At 68.5% G+C, this 17,576-nt stretch carries 14 protein-coding genes and 2 pseudogenes; 12 read left to right on the forward strand and 4 right to left on the reverse strand.

The features are described from left to right. Positions 1-78: 78 nt before the first annotated feature. The 5 genes from ABDZ95_RS13350 to ABDZ95_RS13370 all read left to right on the forward strand — a co-directional run bounded on the left by ABDZ95_RS13350 (position 79) and on the right by ABDZ95_RS13370 (position 6,046). Positions 79-2,706 carry a TonB-dependent receptor plug domain-containing protein gene (locus tag ABDZ95_RS13350; protein WP_343794450.1) on the forward strand — a complete coding sequence of 876 codons (2,628 nt, stop codon included), beginning with the start codon at positions 79-81 and terminating at the stop codon, positions 2,704-2,706. A gap of 146 nt (positions 2,707-2,852) precedes the next feature. Continuing rightward, entirely contained in the window at positions 2,853-4,325 is a 1,473-nt protein-coding gene (xseA, locus tag ABDZ95_RS13355; protein ID WP_343794451.1) for an exodeoxyribonuclease VII large subunit, read from the forward strand. A gap of 48 nt (positions 4,326-4,373) precedes the next feature. Then, a complete protein-coding gene (locus tag ABDZ95_RS13360; protein ID WP_343794452.1) occupies positions 4,374-4,574 on the forward strand; it encodes a DUF2093 domain-containing protein in 201 nt (66 codons plus the stop codon). Next, on the forward strand, positions 4,571-5,404 hold the full coding sequence (locus ABDZ95_RS13365; protein ID WP_343794453.1) for a M23 family metallopeptidase: 834 nt from the start codon (positions 4,571-4,573) through the stop codon (positions 5,402-5,404). The genes ABDZ95_RS13360 and ABDZ95_RS13365 overlap by 4 nt, the downstream gene beginning before the upstream one ends. 126 nt (positions 5,405-5,530) lie before the next feature. After that, the gene (locus tag ABDZ95_RS13370; RefSeq protein ID WP_343794454.1) at positions 5,531-6,046 is read left to right on the forward strand and encodes a response regulator; all 516 of its coding nucleotides are present in this window, start codon (positions 5,531-5,533) and stop codon (positions 6,044-6,046) included. On the opposite strand, the gene ABDZ95_RS13375 is transcribed toward ABDZ95_RS13370, so the two are convergent. Together ABDZ95_RS13375 and ABDZ95_RS13380 are read right to left on the reverse strand one after the other, a co-directional pair. Continuing rightward, positions 6,013-6,873: a lysophospholipid acyltransferase family protein gene (locus ABDZ95_RS13375; protein WP_343794467.1), complete on the reverse strand. Its 861-nt coding sequence runs from the start codon at positions 6,871-6,873 to the stop codon at positions 6,013-6,015. The two genes, ABDZ95_RS13370 and ABDZ95_RS13375, sit on opposite strands and share 34 nt — an antisense overlap. Positions 6,874-6,937: 64 nt before the next feature. Then, positions 6,938-7,708, reverse strand: coding sequence for an SDR family NAD(P)-dependent oxidoreductase (locus tag ABDZ95_RS13380; RefSeq protein ID WP_343794455.1), 771 nt, complete (start codon positions 7,706-7,708; stop codon positions 6,938-6,940). A 108-nt stretch (positions 7,709-7,816) separates the two neighbouring features. Here ABDZ95_RS13380 and tipF point away from each other — a divergent pair, with 108 nt between their 5' ends. The 7 genes and pseudogenes from tipF to ABDZ95_RS15355 form a co-directional block, all read left to right on the forward strand. Further along, positions 7,817-9,085, forward strand: a complete 1,269-nt coding sequence (gene tipF, locus ABDZ95_RS13385) for a flagella assembly cyclic-di-GMP phosphodiesterase TipF (RefSeq protein WP_343794456.1) — start codon at positions 7,817-7,819, stop codon at positions 9,083-9,085. A 38-nt stretch (positions 9,086-9,123) separates the two neighbouring features. Continuing rightward, positions 9,124-9,993: a TIGR01459 family HAD-type hydrolase gene (locus ABDZ95_RS13390; RefSeq protein WP_343794457.1), complete on the forward strand. Its 870-nt coding sequence runs from the start codon at positions 9,124-9,126 to the stop codon at positions 9,991-9,993. 39 nt (positions 9,994-10,032) lie between these two features. Beyond that, the gene (locus tag ABDZ95_RS13395; protein WP_425542995.1) at positions 10,033-10,494 is read left to right on the forward strand and encodes a MaoC family dehydratase; all 462 of its coding nucleotides are present in this window, start codon (positions 10,033-10,035) and stop codon (positions 10,492-10,494) included. Beyond that, positions 10,494-11,426 carry a bifunctional riboflavin kinase/FAD synthetase gene (locus tag ABDZ95_RS13400; RefSeq protein WP_425542998.1) on the forward strand — a complete coding sequence of 311 codons (933 nt, stop codon included), beginning with the start codon at positions 10,494-10,496 and terminating at the stop codon, positions 11,424-11,426. The genes ABDZ95_RS13395 and ABDZ95_RS13400 overlap by 1 nt, the downstream gene beginning before the upstream one ends. 77 nt (positions 11,427-11,503) lie before the next feature. Then, on the forward strand, positions 11,504-12,142 hold the full coding sequence (locus tag ABDZ95_RS13405; protein WP_343794459.1) for a hypothetical protein: 639 nt from the start codon (positions 11,504-11,506) through the stop codon (positions 12,140-12,142). Between the two features lie 172 nt (positions 12,143-12,314). After that, positions 12,315-15,078, forward strand: a pseudogene (gene ileS / locus ABDZ95_RS13410) (isoleucine--tRNA ligase); the annotation flags it as partial. A gap of 50 nt (positions 15,079-15,128) precedes the next feature. Next, positions 15,129-15,248: pseudogene (locus ABDZ95_RS15355) on the forward strand (hypothetical protein); the annotation flags it as partial. 52 nt (positions 15,249-15,300) lie between these two features. Here the strand turns inward: ABDZ95_RS15355 and ABDZ95_RS13415 are convergent. Then, entirely contained in the window at positions 15,301-17,004 is a 1,704-nt protein-coding gene (locus ABDZ95_RS13415) for a M56 family metallopeptidase (protein ID WP_343794461.1), read from the reverse strand. Beyond that, complete coding sequence (locus tag ABDZ95_RS13420; RefSeq protein ID WP_343794462.1) at positions 17,004-17,375, reverse strand: BlaI/MecI/CopY family transcriptional regulator; 372 nt, start codon at positions 17,373-17,375, stop codon at positions 17,004-17,006. Before ABDZ95_RS13420 ends, ABDZ95_RS13415 begins: the two co-directional genes overlap by 1 nt. Positions 17,376-17,576: the final 201 nt, after the last annotated feature.

Raw genomic sequence — 17,576 nt, forward strand, 5'->3', positions numbered from 1 at the left:
GCTTTCAGCCCGCGTTCCCCGATCACCGGTCTGACGACGAACTGTCGCGCCCGCCACGGCAGCGCTATAGGCGCGCGGATGAGCCTTCGTTCGATTCCGCCCGCCCGCTTCATTCTGCTGACCACCGCCGCGGCGCTCGCACCGACGCTGGCGATGGCGCAGCAGGTCGACACGCTAGATCAGGTCGTGGTCACCGGTTCCCGCCTGAACGGCGCGGGTCGCATTGCGCCGGTCGATGTGCTCGGTCGCGAGTCGCTGGAGCAGGCCGGCGTGACCGACCCGGCGGCCATTCTGCAGATGCTGCCTTCGAACTCGGGCTCGGAAGCCCGCGTCGATCAACTGAACCAGCCCCAGAGCTCGGGCACGGCCCAACTGAACTTGCGCAACCTCGGCCTCGGCTCGACGCTGGTGCTGGTTGACGGTTTGCGCTGGACATCCAGCGCAGTCGTCGCGACCGACGGCTCCGCCTTTGTCGACATCAACAGCCTCGTCCCCCTGATCGCGCTGGACCGGGTCGAGGCCTTCAAGGATGGCGCTTCGGCTGTGTATGGCTCGGACGCCGTCGCGGGCGTGGTCAACTTCGTCACCCGCACCGACATCGGCCGACCCGAGATCCGTGCCACGCATAGTATCCTCGACGGCGCAGACGAAACCCTGATCGAGGCCGCGGGCGGTCTGGACCTGCTTGACGGCCGGCTTCTGCTGGCCGCGTCTCATCTGGACCGCTCCGTCCTCGGCTCGGGTGAGCGGGAGTTTACCCAGGCCCGGACCTATGGTCGCGCCGCCTGGACCGCCGTCACCAGCTACGGCCAGCCGGGCTCCTACTTCCGACCCAGCCGCAACGCCTTCTCGCCGGACCCGGACTGCACCAATCCGGCCTTCACCGAGGCCTTCCGCAACAGCCCGACCGATGCCTTCTGCCGGCTGGACTACTCCGACTTCTTCGACCTCTCGCCCGAAGAGACCCGCACCCAGCTGTTCGCCGACTGGCGCCGCACCGTTGGCGGGGTCGATGTGCGGTTGCAGGCGGCCTGGTCGTCGACAGAAACCGTCGCCCGCCAGTCGCCGTCCCTGCCCATCCTGGCCCGCAGCCTGACCGTGCCGGTCAATCATCCGGACAACCCGTTCGGCGAGGCGGTGCTGTTCCGCGGCCGGACGCTGGGCGCCGAGGCCGGGGCTTCGCTGGCCGAGTTCGACTATCGCACCTGGCGGATCGCGGGCGATCTGTCGGGGACCTTCGCCAATGGCTGGGACTGGCGCGCCTCGGCGACCTCCAGCCGCCAGCACGTCGCCTACGACAAGCCCGACGCCATCGGCACGGCGCTTCAGAACGCCCTGAACGGCTTCGGCGGCGCGGGCTGCAATCCGGCGACAGGCACGGCGGGCGTCGGCGGCTGCCGCTGGTTCAACCCGTTCGGCAGCGCCCACCTCGGTACCGGCACGCGCAACGACGCCGACCTGATCGCCAGTCTCACCGGCTCGGTCGGCCTGCGCGGGGCCTCGACCCTGACCACCGTCGAGATCGAGAGCGACGGCCGGCTGTGGGAGCGCGGGAGCACCACGCTCGATGCCGCCATCGGCGCCCAGTACCGCGACAGCGGCTTCCGCCACGACTGGAGCGAACTGGTCAATGCGGGCGAACTGCTGACCGCCGGCTACTCCCCCGACTTCTCGGGCGACCAGCAGGTCTGGGCCGCCTTCGCCGAAGCCCGGCTTCAGGTCGCCGACACATTCGAACTGCAGGCCGCCCTGCGCGAGGAAGGCCATGACGGCGGCGAGCGCGCACTCAGCCCTCGCCTCGCCGCCCGCTGGGACCTGACCGACAGCCTCGTCCTGCGCGCCTCCTGGGGCGAAGGCTTCCGGGCCCCGTCCGTCTACACCCTGGCCGGCGCCCAGGCGTCCCAGCCCTCGGTCTTCGACCGCGGCGCCTTCGTCTTCGTGAACACCCTGACCACCGGCGATCCGGACCTGAAACCGGAGGAGTCGGAGAACCTGTCGGCCGGCCTCGTCTTCACGCCCTTCGCCGGCCTCCGGCTTCAGATCGACGCCTGGCGGATCGACTACACGAACCTGATCGTGAAGGAGTCGGCGCAGGCGATCATCGATCAGGCCGCCGCCGATGATCTCGCGGGCCGCACCGGCACGCCGGCCCAGCAGCGTGTCACCCGCGCGCCTTCCGGCGCCCTGACCTTCGTGGACCTGCGCTTCGTCAACGCCTCGTCGATCCAGACCGAGGGAGTCGACCTGTCCGCCCGCTACGACCGCGACCTGTTCGAGGGCCGCCTGACCGCCGAGGCGGCGTGGACCTATGTCGACCGCTACGACATCGGCCTGTCACGCGGCGCGGCGGCGACCTCGGGTGTCGGCTCGACCAATCTGAACACCTTGGGCCGCTCCCTGCCCCGCAATCGGGGCGAGTTCTCCTTGGCGTGGACTGGCGCGACAGACACCTTCGCGGCGACCGTCCATCACACCGACAGCTATCGCAACGACCGCAGCGGCATCACGGACCCCTCCATCGACGCCTGGACCACCGTCGATCTGCGCTACGCCCGCGCCCTGTCCGACGCGCTGGAGCTGTCGGTCGGGGTGATCAACGTTGGCGATTCCGATCCGCCGCTGGCCCAGTTCGCGCTCGGCTACGATCCGGTCGCCGCCGATCCGCGCGGGCGTGTGATCAGCCTCGGCCTCGTGACGCGTTTCTGATCTGCGGCCAGACCGAAATCGGTTCAGTTGGGCGCAGTCCAACTGGGCTCAGATTTCGGTCCAGCATTATGCGAGAGCCTGATTCACGGCCTCAGCGGAATCGCGAAGCGATTCCACTTCGACCGATCAGGCTCTAAGCTGGCCCCATGAGCGATGACTACGTCTTCGAAGGACCGGCCGAAGCGCCGCCCCCGCCACGGGACAACAACCCGCCACTGTCGATCACCGAGCTGTCCTTCGCCCTGAAGCGGACGCTCGAGGATCGCTTCGGCCATGTCCGGCTGCGCGGTGAGATCTCGAAGGTGAACCACCACGCCTCGGGCCACGTCTATCTGACGCTGAAGGACGACAAGTCCGCCATCGACGGCGTGGTCTGGAAGGGCTCTGTCCGCGGCCTCGGCGTCCGCCCCGAGAGCGGTCTTGAGGTCATCGTCACCGGGAAGATCACCAGCTACCCCGCCCGGTCCTCATATCAGATCGTCATCGAGACGATGGAGGCCGCCGGCGCAGGGGCACTGCTGGCCCAACTGGAGCGTCTCAAAGGCAAGCTGGCGGGCGAGGGCCTGTTCGAGCCCTCACGCAAGAAACCGATCCCGACCTTCCCGGCGACCATCGGCGTGATCACCAGCCCCACCGGCGCGGTGATCCGGGACATCCTGCACCGCATCGCCGAGCGCTGGCCGTGCCGCGTCATCGTCTGGCCGGTGATCGTGCAGGGCGAGGCCGCCTCGGGGCAGGTGTCCAACGCCATTCGGGGCTTTGATGCCCTGTCGGCCGGCGGGCCGATCCCCCGCCCCGACCTGCTGATCGTCGCGCGCGGCGGCGGCTCGGTCGAGGACCTCTGGTGCTTCAACGACGAGGGGCTGGCTCGCACGGTCTCCGCCGCTACCATCCCGATCATCTCGGCCGTCGGGCACGAGACCGACACCACCCTGATCGACTTCGTCTCGGACCGCCGCGCGCCGACGCCGACCGGCGCCGCCGAGATCGCCACACCGGTGCTGGCGGACCTGCAGTACGCCGTCGCCGACTACGCGCGCCGCCTCGCCCGCGCCGGCGGCCGCATCCTCGAGGACCGCCGCACCCGTCTGCGCGCAGCTGCGCGTGGCCTGCCCGCGCGTCCGGAGGACCTGCTGGCATTGCCCCAGCAACGCCTCGACCTCGCCGGCAGCAAGCTGGGCTCGGCCCTGCACCGGAATGTCGCCGTACACGAGCGCCAATACGCCGCCCTCTCGGCCCGCCTGTCACGCGGCCTGCTGGATCGATCGCTGGAGCGTCGTCAGGATCGGCTGTCGGCCGTCGCCGCGCGCTTCTCCCCGACCCTGCCGCGTCAGCTGGATCGCGACCAGACCCGCCTCGCCGCCCTGTCGCGCGCGCTGGCCACGCTGGATCCGAAGCGACCCAAGCCCGGCTTCGCCCGCATTGAGAACGAGGACGGCGCCATGATCGCCTCGGCCGCCGCCCTGCATGACGGGCAGGCCGTCCGGCTGGTCTTCGCCGACGGCTCGAAGGGCGCCCGGATCGACGGCGAGGGCGCACCGCCGCCTGCGCCGAAGCCGAAGCCCACCCCTCCGCCCCGTCCAAAGCCCGCCGCCCCGGATCAGGGGAACCTCTTCTGACGCGGGAAACCCGTGGCGGCCCGCACGTCGCCACGCTAGGCTCGCGCCATGGTTACTGAAGCTCCCGAACAGGCCGCCCTTCACTATGGCGACGGCGAGTACGCTGTCCTGAAGCCCGGCCGTTTCGTCACCTGCGCCGTCACCGGAAAGCCGATCCCGCTGGAGACCCTGCGCTACTGGTCGTCCAGTCTGCAGGAGGCCTACGCCGGTCCCGCCGAGGCCTTCCAGCGACTGGCCCAGCAGCCGTGATCGCCGACCGCCGCGCCCTGCTGCTCGGCGCGGGCGCCTTCCTCGCCGCCGGCCGGGCTCGCGCGCAGTCCGAAGGCGACCTCGACCTGTCCGGCCGCTTCGTCCAGGGCGGCCACATCATCGGCCGGACCTGGCCGCGCGCCCTCGTCTTCGTCGACGGCGAAGGTCTGACCACCGCCTCGGCCGCCGGTCTGTTCATCGTCGGCCTAGATCGCGAGGCGCCTGGCAGTGTCGAGATCCGCGTGCAGGACGGCCGTCGCTCGGCCTGGCGTACGCTCGAGATCGCGCCGGGGACCTTCCCGATGTCGCGCATCGACGGCCTGCCGCCGTCCACGGTCGAGGTCCCCGCTGACCCGGTCCTTCAGGCCCGCATCCAGCACGAGGTCGCGTTGAAGACCGAGGGCTTCGCCAGCCGTATCGACGGTGACGGCTTCCGCGACGGCTTCGTCTGGCCGGTCGAGAACTTCCGTGTTTCAAGCCGCTGGGGCGCCCAGCGCATCCTGAACGGCACGCCGGCCCGGCCGCACTACGGCATTGATCTCGCCGTCCCCGCCGGCTCGCCCATCCGGGCGCCCGCCGCCGGCCGCGTCGTCCTCGCCCAGCCCAATCTGCATTTCGAGGGCGGGCTGGTTCTGATCGATCACGGACAAGGCCTGATCACGGCCTATCTGCATCAATCCCGGCTGGACGTGCGTCAGGGGCAGGACCTCATGCGCGGCGACCTGATCGGCCGCGTCGGCATGACCGGCCGCGCGACAGGCCCCCATCTTTGCTGGCGCATGAAATGGCGGGATCGCAACCTCGATCCGTCGCTGCTTGTCCGAACCTGAGCGTGTATTTCGGAAAACCCTGACAGAGTAACCGTTTACGCGAAAATTCGTCGCACTTCTTCGATGGACGCCGCGTCCGTCCCCCCCTACCTTCGTGATTCGATAGCCGGACTTCGACCCTACCCAATGGCCTCCCTCGCAGCCCTCCAGATCCTTCTGGTCGACGACAACCAGCACATGCGGGCGATCACCTCCGCAGTCCTGCAATCGGCCGGTATAGCCAAGGTTCTGGAAGCCTCGGACGGGGGCGCCGCGCTGAAGATGCTGCGCGAGCATCAGGTCGATCTGGCCATCGTCGATTTCAACATGTTCCCGATCGACGGCATCGAGTTCACTCGTCTGGTGCGCAACAGCCCGGACAGCGTCGATCCTTATCTGCCGATCATCATGATGACCGGCCACTCCGAGAAGAACCGGGTGTACGGCGCGCGCGACGCCGGCGTGACCGAGTTCGTGGTCAAGCCGATCACGGCCAAGACCATTCTCAGCCGTATCCAGGCCGTGATCTTCAAGCCGCGCCCGTTCGTGAAGACCGACGGCTATTTCGGCCCGGACCGTCGTCGCCTGCAGGCCGAGGACTACAAGGGTCCGCGCCGCCGCTCGACCGATCAGGCCGACTCCAAGGGCTCCAGCGCCGCATAGACCTTGTCGGGCCACCGCTTGTGGACCCAGAACCAGTCTGCGGGATGCTCGCGCACCCGATCCTCAACGAAGCTCGTGATCGCCTGAACGCCCGCGGCGATGTCGGCCGAGCGGTCGCCCGTCTGCTTCAGCTCGATCGGCTCATGCGCGGTCACGCGGAAGCGCACGCCCGGCAGGCGCACCACCGACATCGGCACGACCACCGTCCCGAAGCGCAGCGCCAGACGGCTCGGCCCCGGCGCGGCGTTCACCGGCTGTCCGAAGAACTGCACCTCTGGCCCCTCCGAGAACTTCTGATCGTTCATCAGGGCGACGGACTCGCCACGCTGCATGCCGGCCAACAGCTCCCGCGCGCCATCTCCCCCTTTGGGCGCGAACAGCTTCACGCCGTAGCGCGCTCGCGCCGTGCGGATCTGCTCATCGACATAGGGATTGTTGGCCGCCCGATAGGTGATCTGGCACGGCACGCCAGAGGCCAGGATCACCGCGGCCATCAGTTCGAAATTGGCGATGTGGCCCGAGACGAACACCACAGGCCTACCGCTGTCGCGGATGGCGTGCAGGCGTTCCATGCCGGTGACCTCGATCCGCCCATTGTCGATCGTGATCCGATCCGCGACGGGCGTCTCGGCGAAGGTGCGGCCCACACGCTCCCAGGCGTCGAGCGCCAGAGCCTCACGCTCGGTCGCTGAAAGCTCGGGAAAGGCGATGCGGATGTTCCGCGTCACCGTCTTGTGCGTGCCGGTCCTCGGCCCCAGCGTCTTCAGCAGCCAGCCGCCGAGGTTCGACGCGCCCTCTGCGCCCAGCAGGCGCAGGAAGGCTGTCATCCCGGCGAACGCCGCCGCCTCCAGCCGCCAGGCGAGGTCGCGGACGAAGCCCGCCTTGTGGCCGTCACCAGGCAATCGTCAGCCCGCCGTCCACGACCAGGGTCTGGCCGGTCACATAGGCCGCGGCCTTCGAGCATAGATAGACGGCCGTGCCGGCGATCTCGTCCGGCTGGCCGATGCGCTTCATGGGGTTCGGCTCGACAGTCACCTTCAGCACCTCCTCGTTTTCCCAGAGGTAGCGGGCGAAGTCGGTCTGGATGAGGCCCGGCGCGATGCAGTTGACCCGCACGTTCGACGATCCGAACTCCACGGCCAGATTGCGCACCAGCTGCATGTCCGCCGCCTTGGAGACGTTGTAGGCGCCGATCAGGGCGTTGCCGCGCAGTCCGCCGACCGACGAGATGACCAGGATCGCGCCGTCCTTCCGCTCGACCATCTGCGGCGCGACCATCTGGATCAGCCAGTGGTTGGCCAGCACGTTGTTGTGGAAGATTTTCTCGAACTGCTCGTCCGAGATGCCGCCCATCGGCCCGGCGTAAGGGTTGGACGCGGCGTTGCAGACCAGGATGTCGATCTGGCCGAAGGCGGCGTTGGTCTCGTCGACCAGACGCTGCAGCTCTTCCTTCGAGGCGATGTTGGCCGGGACGGCGATGGCGCGACCTTCGCCGTATTTCGCATTGATCGCCTGGGCGACCTCGTCACAAGGGCCGGCCTTGCGGGACGAGATGACCACGCGGGCGCCGTGCTCGGCCATCCGCTCGGCGATCGCCTTGCCGATGCCCTTCGAGGAGCCGGTGATGATGGCGACCTTCCCGGTCAGATCGAACAATTCCATGCATTAACCTCGAATGGCTGGGGGAATCTGCTTGCAGACCCTATTCGTATTGTCCTGATACCCCGATACTCGGGCGATTCCATCCGGGAAGGCGGTTCAACCGTTTCCATGCGCGCCCTTACCAACGGCTTTCTCTTCTTCGGCTACCTGTTCCTGGCGATGACCGCCGGCGCCTTCATCTGGCGCGCCGGTCTCGGCGCCGGTGGCGGTGTCGCGGCCGGCATCGGCACGGCCGGGCTGCTGGCCGCCGCCCACGCCATGTTCGTCGGTCGCGCCCAGCGCGCCGCGCTCAAGAAGGAGATCGATCAGGTCCGCGAGGCTCACCGCCTGCTGGCCGATGCGATGGAGTCGACCCAAGGCGCCCTGACCGAACTGGCCCAGGCGATCGAGAGCGGCGCACTCACCTCGACCGAGGCCCTGACCGGCGAGGTGCGGATGCTGGAAACCTTGATCCAGCAGATGAGCGAGTCGATCGACGAGCGCATGGCGCGACCGGCGCCCGCCAGCGCCTTCGAGGCCCGTCATCAGCAGCAGTCCAATGTTCTGCTGGCCACCATTCATGAAGCCCTGGCCGAGAACCGCGTCGACCTCTACCTGCAGCCGGTCGTCTCGTTGCCCCAGCGCCGGACCATCTTCTACGAGAGCTTCACCCGCCTGCGCGCCGCCGACGACCGGGTGATGATGCCGGCCGAATACCTGTCCGTCGCCGAGGGCGAGGGTCTGGTCCCGGCCATCGACAACCTGCTGCTGTTCCGCTGCGCCCAGATCGTGCGCCGTCTGGCCCGTCAGGATCGCAAGGTCGGCGTCTTCTGCAACGTCGCCCTGACCTCGCTGGGCGACGAGACCTTCTTCCCGCAGTTCCTCGACTTCCTTTCCGAGAACCGCGACCTGAACCAGGCCCTGATCTTCGAGCTGGGACAGGCCACCTTCGACGCCCGCGGCGCTGTCGAGGCCCGCAACATGGCCAAGCTGGCCGACCTCGGCTTCCGCTTCTCGATCGACAAGGTTCAGACGCTGGATCTCGACTTCGCCGACCTGCAGCGTTCGGACGTCAAGTTCATCAAGGTCTCGGCCGACCTGCTGATCGAACAACTGCTCGACATGGACGGCGCCTCGGCCCTGCCATCGCTGCGCGACATCTCCGCCGCCGACTTCGCCGGCCTGACGCGCCGCTACGGCATCGAGCTGATCGCCGAGAAGTGCGAGACCGAGCGCCAGATCGTCGATATCCTCGAACTCGACGTTTCGATGGGCCAGGGCCACCTGTTCGGCGAGCCCCGCGCCATCAAGGAAGACGTGCTGGCCGAAACCGACCCGCCCGCCGACTTCCTGCGCTCTACGCTGCGCAGCGCTGAACAGAAGCGCCGGTTCGGCTAGTCCTTCAATCCGGGCGCCGAACCCGCTATCTCCCGGGTATGACCCTCCCCCTCGCCCTTCCCGGCCTCGGCGAGATCGCCGGGGATTACGATATCCTGCTCTGCGACGTCTGGGGCGTGATCCACAACGGACGCGAAAGCTGGCCGGACGCCTGCGAGGCGCTGGCCCGTTTCAACCGCGAGGCCGGTCATGTAGTCCTGATCTCCAACTCGCCGCGCCCGTCGCATGATGTGGTGGCGCAACTGGACGGCCTGAACGTGCCCCGCGAGAGCTGGCGCGCCTTTGTGACCTCGGGCGACGCGACCCGCGCCGAACTGGCCAAACGTGCGCCGGGGCCGGCCTGGATCATCGGACCGGATCGCGACTGGCCTCTGTACGACGGGCTGGGGCTCGATGTGGCCAAGGGCGCCGCCGACGCCGCCTTCATCTCCGTCACCGGCCCGGTGGACGACAATGTCGAAACGCCCGAGGACTATCGCGAGCGTCTGGCCGAAGGCGCTGCCCGCGATCTGGAGCTGATCTGCGCCAACCCCGATCGGGTGGTTCAGCGCGGCGACAAGCTGATCTATTGCGGCGGCTCGCTGGCCGACCTGTACGAGACCCTCGGCGGTCGCGTGACCATGGCCGGCAAGCCGTTCGGCCCGATCTACGATCTGGCGTTGAAGGAGGCGGAGGCCCTGCTGGGCAAGCCGGTCGACCGGTCCCGCGTGCTCTGCATCGGCGATGGCGTCGTCACCGACGTGCTGGGCGCCAACAGGCAGAACCTCGACTGCCTGTTCATCGCCCAGGGCATCCACGGCGACAAGGCGCGCGGCGAAGACGGCCGGATCGATCCCGCCCGCGCGGCCGATCTGCTGAAGGCGGAAACGACATATGCCCGCTACGCCACGCTCGATCTCGCCTGGTGAGGATGGTCATTCCGTCGCACCGGATGTAACACCGCCGTCATGGTTGAATTGGTCGATAAGCATCCCTCCGGCGGCTACATCCTGGAGGAACTCCACGTCGGCATGACCGCCGAGAAGGTCATCACGGCGACCGAACAGCGGATCCAGCTGTTCGCAGAGGCGTCTGACGACTTCAATCCCGTACACATGGATGAGGCCTTCGCGTCGAAGACCGCCTATCGCGGCCGCATCGCCCATGGCCTGCTCTCGGCCTCATTCGGTTCGGCCGTCGTCGGCACCATCCTGCCCGGCGCCGGCGCCATCTATATTTCGCAGCAACTGCAGTTCCATCTGCCAGTCCGCATCGACGACGTGGTCACCATCCGCGTCACGGTCGTCTCGGTCGACGCGGAGAGCGCCCGGGTCGAGCTGAACTGCGAGGGCTTCGTCGACGGCAAGCTGATCATGGACGGCATCGCCACCGTGCGCGTCCCGCGCCGCCGCAAGCCGTCGGCCCGTTGATCCAGCTCGTCCGCGACTGGCGCGGCCTGCCGGACGCGCTGAAGGGCGCGGCGGTCGCCATCGGCGCCTTTGACGGCGTCCACCGCGGACATCAGGCCGTCATCGCAGGCGCACGCGAGGCCGCCCACAGGCTGGGCGTCCCTTTGGCCGTGGTCAGCTTTGATCCGCACCCGCGCCGCTGGTTCCAGCCAGATGCGGCGCCTTTCCGCCTGATGACGCCCGACCAGATGGCCTGCGCGCTTGGGGGGCTCGGCGTCGACCGCCTCTACCTCCTGCCCTTCGACGGCGAGATGGCGGGTATGACAGACGAACAGTTCGCCAGCGACGTGCTGGGCGCCGGTCTGGGCATCAGACACGCCGCTGTCGGCTTCGACTTCACCTTCGGCAAGGGCCGCACCGGCTCTCCCGAAGCTCTGCGAGCCTATGGTGAGAGCGCCGGCTTCACCGTCTCGGTCGTCGAGCGGATCGATGACGCCGACGGGCTGAAGCTGTCCTCATCGGCCGTGCGCGAGGCCTTGAAAGCCGGCGACATGAAGCGCGCCGCCGCCATCCTCGGCCGCCCCTTCGCCATCGCCGGCGAGGTGATCCATGGCGACAAGCGCGGCCGCACCATCGGCGTGCCGACGGCCAATGTCGCCATGGGCGACTACATGCGCCCGGCCTACGGGGTCTATGCGACGCGCACGCGCCTGCCGGATGGCCGCATCATCGACGGCGTCGCCAACCTCGGCGTCCGGCCGATGTATCCGACCGACGATCCGCTGCTGGAGGTCTGGCTGCTCGACTTCTCGGGCGATCTCTACGGCCAGACGATCAAGACCGAACTGGTCGCTTTCCTGCGCGGAGAAATGGCCTTCGACGGTCTGGACGCCCTCAAAGTCCAGATCGACGCCGACTCCGTCGCGGCCCGAAAGGTGCTCGCCGCAGCATAGACGCGGTTCGTCGCAAACCGCTTTGAAGCCCCGCTCTGCTCGCCAGAATGCTCCCCGACCACACATCGGGGGATGGGATGATCGAGCCGCCTGAAGCGCCACACCACGTCGTCGAGCATCACGGCAAGGCCCGCAGATGGTTCGACGTCGCCATGGCCGTGGCCGTGCTGATCGTCTCGTTCGGCTCCCTCTACGTCGCCCTGCACACCGGCCACACGATGGAAGGGCTGGTCGAGCAGAACCAGCGCCTCGTCCGCGCCCAGTCGACGCCGATCCTTCAGTACACCCATGGCAACAACGCCGATGGTGAGAAGGTGCTCCACTTCGAGGTCAGGAACGTCGGCACCGGCCCTGCTCGCGTCGCGTGGGCTCGACTTGAGGTCGACGGCAAGACCTACGACACCTGGTCGGACTACGCGCTGGCCGCAGGGCCCGACCTGCCTCGTCTTCCTCTTCAGAACGCCCCACTGGCTCCCGCCGTCCTGTCGGCGGGAGACGAGCGTCCCATAATGCGGTGGCCACGGCAGGGCGCCGAGGCCGAACTGGCAGCCTGGGACAATGTCGAACGCTCGCGGTTCAGGGCTCAGGCTACCGCCTGCTACTGCTCGGTCTTCGACGAGTGCTGGGTTTCTCACATGAACGGCGATGTGCCGAAGCAGGTGATCTCCTGCGAGAACCCGCAAGCTGTCGCCCCCAAGGGAAACAGCGGCCACTAGACCGCGCAGGCTGGCGTCCGCCCCGTCCGGTCTGCTAGACCGCCAGCACCATGACCGTCCGCGTGTTTCGCCCGATTTCGATTAGCCGCCCGGCGTAGCGCCGCAGGGGCCGCCCCCGCGCTCGCCGGGATCGAGACAGACGCGAACGATCACACACGACGAGACCGACGACATGGCTGACGCCCCCAATTCCGCTGAAGACACGCCTGCTGGCCGCGACTACCGCGAAACCGTCTTCCTGCCCGAGACGGCCTTCCCCATGCGTGGCGGCCTACCGCAGAAGGAGCCGGTGATCCTCGAGCAGTGGGGCGACCTCTACGCCGCCCTGCGCAAGCAGCGTCAGGCCGAGGGCGCACCCCTCTACGTCCTGCACGACGGCCCGCCCTACGCCAACGGCGACATCCACATCGGCCACGCCCTGAACAAGACGCTGAAGGACTTCGTCGTCCGCAGCCGCTTCCTGCTGGGCCACGACGTCGATTACGTCCCCGGCTGGGACTGCCACGGCCTGCCGATCGAGTGGAAGATCGAGGAACAGTTCCGCGCCAGGGGCCGCCGCAAGGACGAGGTCTCCAAGGCCGAGTTCCGCGCCGCCTGCCGCGAATACGCCGCCGGCTGGATCGACGTGCAGCGCGAGCAGTTCAAGCGCCTCGGCATCGTCGGCGACTTCGACAACCGCTACGCCACTATGGACTTCACGACCGAGGCGGCCATCGTCGCCGAGTTCCACAAGTTCAAGAACTCGGGCCAGCTCTACCGCGGCTCCAAGCCGGTGATGTGGTCGCCGGTCGAGCGCACCGCCTTGGCCGACGCCGAGATCGAGTACCACGACCAAGTCAGCCCGATGGTCTGGGTCAAGTTCCCCGTCACCGGCGCCACGGACGACCATCCGGACGACCTGCTGGCTTTCCGTCACGCCAATCCGTCGATCGTCATCTGGACCACCACGCCGTGGACCATCCCGGCCAACCGCGCCATCAGCTACGGCCCGGAGATCGCCTATGGCCTCTACGAGGTCACGGCGATGGAGGAAGGCCTCGAGTTCGAGCCCTGGGCCAAGGCCGGCGACCGCCTGATCGTCGCCGACAAGCTGGCAGAGGAGGTCTTCAAGGCCGCGAAGATCGCGACCTGGACGCGCATCGACGACCTGAACCCGTCCGGCCTCGAGTGCGCCCACCCGCTGGCGCCGCTGTCGCCCGGCTACGGCTTCTCCGTGCCGCTGCTGGCCGGCGACCACGTCACCGACGACGCTGGCACCGGCTTCGTCCACACCGCCCCCGGACACGGCGCGGATGACTTCGAGGTCTGGAAGGCCCACGGCCATCACGAGGTGCCGGACACGGTCGATCCGGACGGCGCCTACTACGAACACGTCCCACTGTTCGCTGGCCTCAAGGTCATCGAGACCGAGGGCAAGAAGGACAAGATCGGCAAGTTCGGCCCGGCCAACAAGGTCGTCACCGAAAAGCTGATCGAGACCGGCGCCCTGCTGGCCCGGGGCCGGCTGGAGCACTCCTACCCGCACAGCTGGCGCTCCAAGGCCCCCGTCATCTTCCGCAACACCCCGCAGTGGTTCATCCGCATGGACCAGCCGCTGAAGGACGACGAGACCCTTCGCGAGAAGGCGCTGGCCGCCATCGACGCCACCGCCTTCCACCCGGCAGGCGGCAAGAACCGCATCCGCTCGATGGTCGAGAGCCGCCCCGACTGGCTGATCAGCCGCCAGCGCGCCTGGGGCACGCCCCTCGCCATGTTCGTCGACAAGCAGACCGGCCAGCCGCTGGTCGACGCCGAGGTCGACGCCCGCATCCTCGCGGCTGTCTCCGCCGGCGGCGCCGACGCCTGGTTCGAGACCTCGGACGCCGAGTTCCTGGGGCAGCACGACGCCTCGCGCTTCGAGAAGATCGAGGACATCCTCGACGTCTGGTTCGACAGCGGCTGCACCCACGCCTTCACGCTGGAAGCCCGCGATCCGGCTCACGGCTATACCGGCGACCGCCCATCGCACTGGCCCGCGGACCTGTATCTGGAAGGCTCGGACCAGCACCGCGGCTGGTTCCAGTCCAACCTGCTCGAAGGCTCCGGCACCCGCGGCCGCGCCCCCTATGATGCCGTCCTGACCCACGGCTTCACCCAGGACGAGCAGGGTCGCAAGATGTCCAAGTCGCTGGGCAACACGACCGACCCGGCCACCGTCATCAAGGAGTCGGGCGCCGACATCCTGCGCCTGTGGGTCGCTCTGGTGGACTATGCCGAGGACCAGCGGATCGGGAAGCAGATCCTGCAGACCACGGTCGAGGCCTATCGCAAGCTGCGCAACACCGTGCGCTACCTGCTGGGCGCGCTTGCCGACTTCGACGAAGCCGAACGCCTCGACCGAGGCGAGATGCCACCACTGGAGCAATTCATCCTGCACCGCCTGTGGGAGCTCGACGGTCAGGTCCGCAAGGCCTACGCCGAGTATCGCTTCCAGGACGTCGTCCGCCCGGTGCTGGAGTTCTGCTCCAACGACCTGTCGGCCCTCTACTTCGACATCCGCAAGGACAGCCTCTACTGCGACCGGCCCGACGCGATCCGTCGCCGCGCCGCCCGCACCGTGATGGACGAGGTCTTCGCCCGCCTGACCGCCTGGCTGTCGCCGCTCACCCCCTTCACCATGGAAGAGGCTTGGACGACTCGCTTCCCCGAGGGCGGCTCCAACTGCGCCCGCGTAATCCCGCACACGCCGGACAGTTGGCGACACGACGCCGAAGCTCGCCGCTGGGCTGGCGTGCAGTCGGTGCTGGAGGTCGTCAACGAAGCCCTCGAGGCCGCCCGACGCGACAAGATCATCGGCGGCGCGCTCGACGCCTGGCCCGTCGTCACCGGCCCGGCCTCGGCCTTCGCTCCGCTTGACGGACTGGATGCCGCCGAGGTGTTCCGCACGTCCGGAGTGGACCTGAAGACCGGCGGCGACGCCATCACTGTCGTCGTCTCGCCGGCGGACCATCCCAAATGCGCCCGCTCGTGGCGGCGTGTCCCGGACGTCGGCTCCGACCCGGCCTACCCGGACCTCAGCGCCCGCGACGCCGACGCCGTTCGCGCCTGGGACGCCCTTCGCGGATAACAAAACGCCTCGCCGGTCATCGGCGGGGCGTTTCTCTTTGAGACCCGAAAGCTCAGAGCGTGTTGCGCGACCGCTCGCGGAGCTCCCGCGCCCGTTGCTCCAGTTCGTCGGCGCGCTGCGGCAGGGTGCGTGACAGCGCCTGTAGATGGTCGTCGGTCACTTCGTGGCCCCGCGCGCGATTTTCCTCGATCTTGCGGGCGCGATAAGCCGGATCGCGAAGGCGGACGGCCTCCTCGCGCATCTGGCGGGCGCCGGCGTCCATCTGATCGGCGCCGCCAGCCATCTGGGTACGAGCCAGCGCCATCTGACGGCGCGCCTCGGTGCGCGCCTGATCGGCCTGGCTGCGCGCCACGCGAGCTTGCGCCAGCGCCGCCGTGCGATGGGTCTCTGCCGTGGCGCGAGCTTCCCGGGCATGGGCCAGAGCTTCCTGCCGGTGCACCGCAGCCTGCGCGCGGGCTGCGCTGGCGTCAGCGAGAGCCTGACGACGATGGACCGCTGCATTGGCGCGCATGGCCTCGGCGTGGACCCGGGCCTGCTCGGCGTCCGCCCTCGCCTGTTCGATCTCGCGGCGAGTTTCCGGATCCAGATCCTCCCACGCGACCACACGGCCATCGCCGAAGCTGACCTGGCGCACCGAAGCCGGCGGCGCGGGCGGGGCCGGAGGCGCGGGCGGAGCCGGGGGAACCTGCAGAGCCAACATGGCGGGCAGCGCAGAGAAGGCTGGCGGAGCCGGAGGAGCCGGGGGCGCGGGCGGCGCAGGCGGCGCAGGCGGGACGGCCAGTGTGGCGACCGGATCGCACAGGCGCGGCGCCAGCTCCAGCGCCGCCAGCGGCGTGGCGACAGCGGTCAGGCCGATCAGGGTGGCGGCGATCAGCGCGGGGCGCGAGGTGGCGGGACCTTGGGTCTTCATGATGCGGGTGATCCTTCGGGCGAGAGAACGGGCGGGACCGGACAGACCTGTGGCGGCCGGATGGCCTGCCTCTCCGGCGAGAGAAACGAGTGTGCGGGCGTAGACGGCCGGTTCGACCTCGGTCAGCACAGCGGCGTCTGCTGCGTCCTCCGAGCGGGCGACCAGACTGACGTGCAGCCACCAGACCAGCGGGTTGAACCAGAACAGGGCCACGGCGCCGCGCGACAGGATCAGGAACAGCCAGTCCCGGCGACGCAGGTGGGCCAGCTCGTGAGCCATCACCGCACGGGCCGCCTCGGGCCGAGCCAGCGACGCCGGATCCAGCAGGATGGCGCCGGGCGGCAGGCCCCAACTGACCGGTGAGCCGATGCGATCGCTGACCTTCAGCTCGGGCCGGCGCGCTTCGGACACCTGGCTCATCGGCCCGGTCCAGAGCGCGGAGGTCACGGGACGGGCCTCGCGGGTCCAGCGGTGCAGGGTCAGGACGCCTGCCACGAAAGGCACGGCGACCAGGGCGACACCCGCCATCCAGACCATGGCCACGAAGGCGGTCAGCGGCGGCAAGGAGACTGTCGCCTCTGCGGCGCGGATGGCGACACCCTGTACCGCCGCGCCCCAGAGCACGGCGTCGGCCGCATCCGGAGCAGGAACAGCCGGCAGGAGACGCAAGGTCAGCGTCGGGATCAAGGCCGACAGGATCGGGAGGGCGATCAGCAGGACCACGGAGGCCCGCAGGATATCGACGCGGTCCACCGGATTGCGCAGCATCGGCAATGACGCGAGGCCCAGCCCAAGCCCGGCGATAACGGACGATTTCACGAGCAACGACAGGAGAACGGCCAGCATCACTGCCCCTCCTTCGCATCGTCGATCAGGCGCTGCAGGGCGGCCAGATCCTCGGGCTTCAACTTCTGCCCCATGCCCAGCAGGGCGGTAGCGGCGCTGACGGCGTTGCCGGCGAAGAAGGTGTCGACGGTCCGGCGCAAGGCGCCCGTGGCGATCGTCTCCGGACGCGGCGCGGGGGCATAGACCACCCCGCCCTCGCCTGCCGTGCGGGTCACGAGGTCCTTGGCCTCGAGCCTTGCCAGCAGCGTCCGGACAGCGGAGTCGCTCAACGGATCCGAAAGCGCAGCGCGAACATCGCTGTTCGACGCCTGGCCGAGCCGACACAGCGCCTCGAACACCTCCCGTTCCCGCCTGGGCAGTCCCTCGATCATTACCGCTCCGCTTCGCTACCTTTGTAGCGCTACATTTGTAGCGGATTGCGGCTGGATTGGGGCAGACGAATGAACTCGCGGTAAGTCAGGATTGCGAACAGCAAAAACCCCCGGACCTTTCGGTACGGGGGTGATTTGGGTGCGGGAGCAGGATTTGAACCTGCGACCTTCAGGTTATGAGCCTGACGAGCTACCGGGCTG

This window comes from Brevundimonas kwangchunensis, assembly GCF_039523815.1.
Lineage (GTDB): Bacteria > Pseudomonadota > Alphaproteobacteria > Caulobacterales > Caulobacteraceae > Brevundimonas > Brevundimonas kwangchunensis.